Source organism: Streptomyces mangrovisoli, assembly GCF_000974985.2.
Taxonomy (GTDB): Bacteria; Actinomycetota; Actinomycetes; order Streptomycetales; family Streptomycetaceae; genus Streptomyces; species Streptomyces mangrovisoli.
Genome location: NZ_LAVA02000132.1, coordinates 1 through 5,370, shown reverse-complemented (window position 1 = coordinate 5,370; position 5,370 = coordinate 1). Strand labels below are relative to the sequence as shown.

4 protein-coding genes and 1 pseudogene are annotated in these 5,370 nt (G+C 73.9%); all 5 read right to left on the bottom strand.

The features are described 5' to 3' along the window. Window positions 1–110 precede the first annotated feature (110 nt). Entirely contained in the window at window positions 111–2,534 is a 2,424-nt protein-coding gene (gene lon, locus WN71_RS37475; RefSeq protein ID WP_046592630.1) for an endopeptidase La, read from the bottom strand. 258 nt (window positions 2,535–2,792) lie between these two features. Then, on the bottom strand, window positions 2,793–3,608 hold the full coding sequence (locus tag WN71_RS37470; RefSeq protein WP_046592631.1) for a rhomboid-like protein: 816 nt from the start codon (window positions 3,606–3,608) through the stop codon (window positions 2,793–2,795). A 193-nt stretch (window positions 3,609–3,801) separates the two neighbouring features. Continuing rightward, complete coding sequence (locus WN71_RS37465; protein WP_046592632.1) at window positions 3,802–4,212, bottom strand: hypothetical protein; 411 nt, start codon at window positions 4,210–4,212, stop codon at window positions 3,802–3,804. After that, a complete protein-coding gene (locus WN71_RS37460) occupies window positions 4,209–4,598 on the bottom strand; it encodes a cupin domain-containing protein (RefSeq protein WP_046592633.1) in 390 nt (129 codons plus the stop codon). Before WN71_RS37460 ends, WN71_RS37465 begins: the two co-directional genes overlap by 4 nt. A 174-nt stretch (window positions 4,599–4,772) precedes the next feature. Next, window positions 4,773–5,370: pseudogene (locus WN71_RS42125) on the bottom strand (ATPase); the annotation flags it as partial.

Here is a 5,370-nt window from a genome sequence, read left to right as displayed (position 1 = left end):
CCGACAGCCGACAGCCGACAGCCGACAGCCGCGGGAAACGCGCGGCGCACGGAGAAGGCCCGGGTCTCCCTCACGGAACCCGGGCCTTCCCTGTCATCCGACGACGTCCGTCACGCCGCCGCCGGAACCTTCGGCGCCGCCCCGTTCGTGGCGGGCGCGAGCGCCAGCTCCAGGACCTGGCGGACGTCGGTGACGGTGTGGACGTCCAGCTTGTCCAGCACCTCCGCCGGCACGTCGTCCAGGTCGGCCTCGTTGCGCTTGGGGACGATGACGGTCGTCACCCCGGCGCGATGGGCGGCGAGCAGCTTCTGCTTCACTCCGCCGATCGGCAGCACCCGGCCGGTCAGCGAGACCTCACCGGTCATCGCCACGTCCGTGCGCACCAGCCGGCCCGACAGCAGCGACGCGAGGGCCGTCGTCATCGTGATGCCGGCGCTCGGGCCGTCCTTGGGGACCGCGCCCGCCGGGAAGTGGATGTGCACGCCCCGGTCCTTCAGATCGGCCACGGGCAGTTCGAGCTCCGCCCCGTGGCTGCGCAGGAAGCTCAGCGCGATCTGCGCCGACTCCTTCATCACGTCACCCAGCTGGCCGGTCAGGGTGAGCCCGGCCGCGCCCGTCTCCGGGTCGGCCAGGGACGCCTCGACGAACAGCACGTCGCCGCCCGCGCCGGTGACCGCGAGCCCGGTCGCCACGCCCGGCACGGACGTACGGCGCTCGGCCGGGTCCTGCGCCGACTCCGGCACATGGTGCGGCCGCCCGATCAGCGCGCGCAGGTCGTCCGCCTCGACGGTGAACGGCAGCTTCCGCTCGCCCAGTTCGTGCTGTGCCGCGACCTTGCGCAGCAGCCGTGCCACGGACCGCTCCAGATTGCGCACGCCCGCCTCGCGCGTGTACTCGCCCGCCAGCCGGCGCAGCGCGCTCTCGGCGATGACGACCTCGTCCTTGCCGAGCCCGGCCCGCTCCAGCTGACGCGGGAGCAGGTGGTCCCGGGCGATGACGACCTTCTCGTCCTCGGTGTAGCCGTCGAGGCGGACCAGCTCCATACGGTCGAGCAGGGCCTCCGGGATGGCCTCCAGGACGTTGGCCGTCGCGAGGAACACCACGTCGCTGAGGTCGAGTTCGACCTCCAGGTAGTGGTCGCGGAAGGTGTGGTTCTGCGCCGGGTCGAGGACCTCCAGGAGCGCCGCGGCGGGGTCGCCGCGGTAGTCGGAGCCGACCTTGTCGATCTCGTCGAGCAGGACCACCGGGTTCATCGACCCGGCCTCCTTGATCGCCCGCACGACACGGCCGGGCAGGGCACCGACGTAGGTGCGCCGGTGGCCGCGGATCTCGGCCTCGTCGCGGACGCCGCCGAGGGCGACGCGGACGAACTTGCGGCCCATGGCGTGCGCCACGGACTCGCCGAGGCTGGTCTTGCCGACGCCGGGCGGGCCGACGAGGGCGAGCACGGCACCGCCACGCCGTCCGCCGACGACCCCGAGGCCCCGCTCGCTGCGGCGCTTGCGCACCGCCAGGTACTCGGTGATCCGCTCCTTCACGTCCTCCAGGCCGGCGTGTTCGGCGTCCAGGACCGCCTTGGCGCCCTGGATGTCGTAGGCGTCCTCGGTCCGCTCGTTCCACGGCAGTTCGAGGACGGTGTCCAGCCAGGTGCGGATCCAGGAGCCCTCGGGCGACTGGTCGCTGGACCGCTCCAGCTTGTCGACCTCCTTGAGGGCGGCCTCGCGGACCTTCTCGGGCAGGTCGGCGGCCTCCACGCGGGCCCGGTAGTCGTCGGACTCCTCGCCGTCCTGCTCGCCGTTCAGTTCACGCAGTTCCTTGCGTACGGCCTCCAGCTGGCGGCGCAGCAGGAACTCGCGCTGCTGCTTGTCGACGCCTTCCTGGACGTCCTTCGCGATCGTCTCGGCCACGTCCTGCTCGGCGAGGTGGTCGCGCAGTTGCCGGGTGGCGAGCTTGAGGCGGGCCACCGGGTCGGCGGTCTCCAGCAGCTCCACCTTCTGTTCGGTGGTCAGGAACGGCGAGTAGCCGGAGTTGTCGGCGAGCGCGGAGACGTCGTCGATGGCCTGGACGCGGTCGACGACCTGCCAGGCGCCGCGCTTGCGCAGCCAGGCGGTGGCGAGCGCCTTGTACTCCTTGACCAGTTCGGTGACGTGACCGGGCACGGGATCGGGCACGGTCTCGTCGATGCGGGTCGCCTCGACCCACAGCGCGGCGCCCGGTCCGGTGGTGCCGGCGCCGATGCGCACCCGGCCGCGGCCGCGGATCAGCGCGCCCGGGTCGCCGTCGGCGAGCCGGCCGACCTGCTCGACGGTGCCGAGCACGCCGGTGCCCGCGTACGCCCCGTCGATCCTCGGCACCAACAGCACCTTGGGCTTGCCCTGCTCCGAGCGCGCGGCGGCCTGGGCGGCCTCCACCGCGGCCCGTACGTCGGTGTCGTTCAGGTCCAGCGGAACCACCATCCCGGGCAGCACGACCTCGTCGTCGAGCGGCAGCACAGGCAGGGTGAGCGATGTGAACGCCCTGGACTCAGCAGCCATGATCTCCCCTTCGGCAGTCAAGTTGAGCTATGCCGACTCAATGCGCGGGAGACGTCGAATGTTCCCCTGCCGGTGTTCGCCGTCAGCGATCGCCTGCGAGGAACGGCTGCCAGGCGCGTCCGACCTGGGCGGGAACGCCCGGTGCGAGGGTCACGGGCGGCGGGTGCGGCCGGGCGTGAGGGTCACGGGCGGCGGGTACGGCCCGGCGTCAGGGTCACGGGCGGCGGGTACGGCCCGGCGTCAGGGGCAGGGTCAGGGTCAGGCGCGGTGGGTACGGCGGCGGCGGGCGGCGCGGCGCAGGCGCGGCCAGGTCGCGAGGCCGATCGCCAGCGCGATCAGATGGCCCCACTCCGTCATCGGGTCGGTGAAGGAGTAGAGGTTGGCGAGGAGCATCCCGCCGAAGACGGTGAGCAGCGGCCGGCGCAGCCAGGGGGTGACGAGCCCGGCCAGGGCGCCGACGCAGGCGGCCACGCCGAAACTTATGCCGTAGTCCAGCCGGTGCAGCGAACTCGGCGGCAGCCGGCCGGCCAGCACCCCGATGGCGACGGAGCCCTCCGTGGCGAGGGTGGCCAGGACGTGCCCGGCCAGGAAGACACCGGCGGCGCGCAGGGCGCCGACCCGGCGCTCCAGGGCGGTCAGCACGAGCAGGAACCCGGCGACGAAGGGCGACAGGAACCCGCCCGCTATCCACAGCGCGCTGCCGAGGAGCACCAGCCCGGGCACCCGCACCAGGTGGGCCACGTCCGTGCTGAAGCCCTGGTGCAGGGCGTGCACGGTGCCCGGCGTGGCGTAGGCGGTGACGACCGAGGTCAGGGCGAGGACGACGCCGTAGCCGAAGGTGAACGGCGTACCGGTGGGGGTGGGGAGCAGGCGCCAGGGGCGCGGTCCCCGCGAGCGCGCGGCGTCGGCCGGGACCTCGCCGGGTACCGGGGCGAGGGTGGCGCGCTGCCGGGGCATCGCGTCGAGGAAGGGGCCGGACGGGTCCGGGGCGGCGTCCGGACCGGCCTTGCCGGGAAGGGGGTGGCACGTGGGCGTCGGCGGAGCCGTTTCGCCGGGCGTCGCAGTCCGTTCCACGGTGAGGCGCTCCTTCCGTCGGGCCCCACCCTTCGGGCCCCGGCGGGCGGCTGTCTGTGACCGGCGCCACGCGGGACCCGATTCTCAGAAAGTTCCGAACGAATCCGAATCTCCTCCTGCGTCACTCTCATGATGCAGGCGGTCACCCGGATGCGCTTCACGGGCGGGTCGACCGGCTCCCCGCCACGCCGCCTCACGGGCGCGGCAGCCTCACCTCCCGGGCGTGCGCGGCCTGCGTGGCGGGGTCCCAGTCGCCGGTGCAGTACACCGACGCCTCGCTGACGGATCCGTCCCGGACCTCCGCGCGCATCAGCTCACGGCAGTACCAGCCGCCCCGCTCGTCCTCCCAGCGCTCCTCGAACTCCAGCACGAATCCGGTGGGCGTGAGGTCGAGGCGGTGGCGCGGGACGGTGCCGAGCGGCGGGTGCGAGCTGCGGCGCAGCGCCACGAGCTCGTCGGGGCCGGAGGTCTGCAGCCGCCACTGCGGCAGGCTGAAGTCGAGGAAGACGTCGTCCGTGAAGAGTCCCTCGGGCGCGGTGTTGGTCTCCAGGAACCGCACGAAGAGGTCGGCGAGCTCCTTGGCGCGTGCCGGGTCGGTGCTCATGACGACGCCTCCGCCGCCTTGGCCTCGGCGAGGTTGCGGCCGATGACCTCCATCGAACGGTTGAGCTCCTCGGTGGGGCTGAACTCGACGACCTCGGTGCCGGCGAAGACCAGCGGGAGGTGGCCGGGGGCGCCGTAGTAGGCGTCGCCCGCGTGGAAGACCTCGTCGTGGTCGGCGTACCGGAAGACGATCTTGCCGGAGACGACCTGGCCCCAGTGCGGGCACTGGCAGCGGTCGTCGGGCAGGCCCCGGAACAGCGGCGCGGGGTCCATGTCGGCCTTCATGGTCTCGTACCCGACGGTGTACGGACCGATCTGCGCGTAACGGCCCTCGATGACCGGCTCGTCCACGAGCAGTTCGGCCTCGGGCTTGGATGTACGGGGCATGGTGTCCTGCCTTCGTCCTCACCGCCGTACCCCGGTGGTACGGCGCCTGTGCACCAGAAGGCGTGAGAACGGACGGCACGGTGTGAGGCGGGGCGGCACGGGCTGGGGGCGGGACCGGGCAGGAGGGCGGGACGGGTAGCGCGCCGCCGGACCTGACCGGGTCGTCCGGTCGGCTCACAGATGCCAGTCGGGGGCCTGCTCGGGGGCGTAGACGCAGAGGGTGCCGGTGCGCACGGCGGTCCGCAGGTGGCTGCCGAGTTCGGGGTGGACGCCCGCCACCCGGCGTACGGCGGCGTGGATGCGGGCGGTGACCGTGGTCCGCGCGCGCTCGGCGGGCGAGCCGGTGCGGCGCACCCGGCCGCCGATGCCGTAGGCGGCGGACAACTGGGCGACCAGCGCGTCCCGCTCGACGGCGATCCGCTCGGAGCGGGCCGCGTCGCCGGACGCGTCGGCGTCCTCCGCCTCCTCCTCCAGCTCCCGCAGCCGACGCCGGTAGGCGGCCCGCGCGGTGGCGTCGACCAGCTCGCCGGTGTCGCCCTCGGAGTGCAGCCCGTCGGGGTCGGTCCGGCGCGCCGCGGGGGCGGCGACCAGTTCGACGGCGGGCACGGGCGCGCCGGGCCTGGCCAGCAGCACGGCGATGTCCCGCAGCCCCTTGCTGTCGGGCACGCGCACCTCCCGGCCGCCGTAGACGAGCCGCCACAGGGAGCCTTCGCGGTGGAAGGCGGCGGGGGCGGGGGCTGGGGCGGCGGGGGCCGGAGGGGTGGTGGGCGCG

Excerpts from the sequence above, each read along its gene's own strand:
- lon (WP_046592630.1), bottom strand. The coding sequence starts at position 2,534 with ATGGCTGCTGAGTCCAGGGCGTTCACATCGCTCACCCTGCCTGTGCTG.
- WN71_RS37465 (WP_046592632.1), bottom strand. The coding sequence starts at position 4,212 with ATGAGCACCGACCCGGCACGCGCCAAGGAGCTCGCCGACCTCTTCGTG.
- WN71_RS37460 (WP_046592633.1), bottom strand. The coding sequence starts at position 4,598 with ATGCCCCGTACATCCAAGCCCGAGGCCGAACTGCTCGTGGACGAGCCG.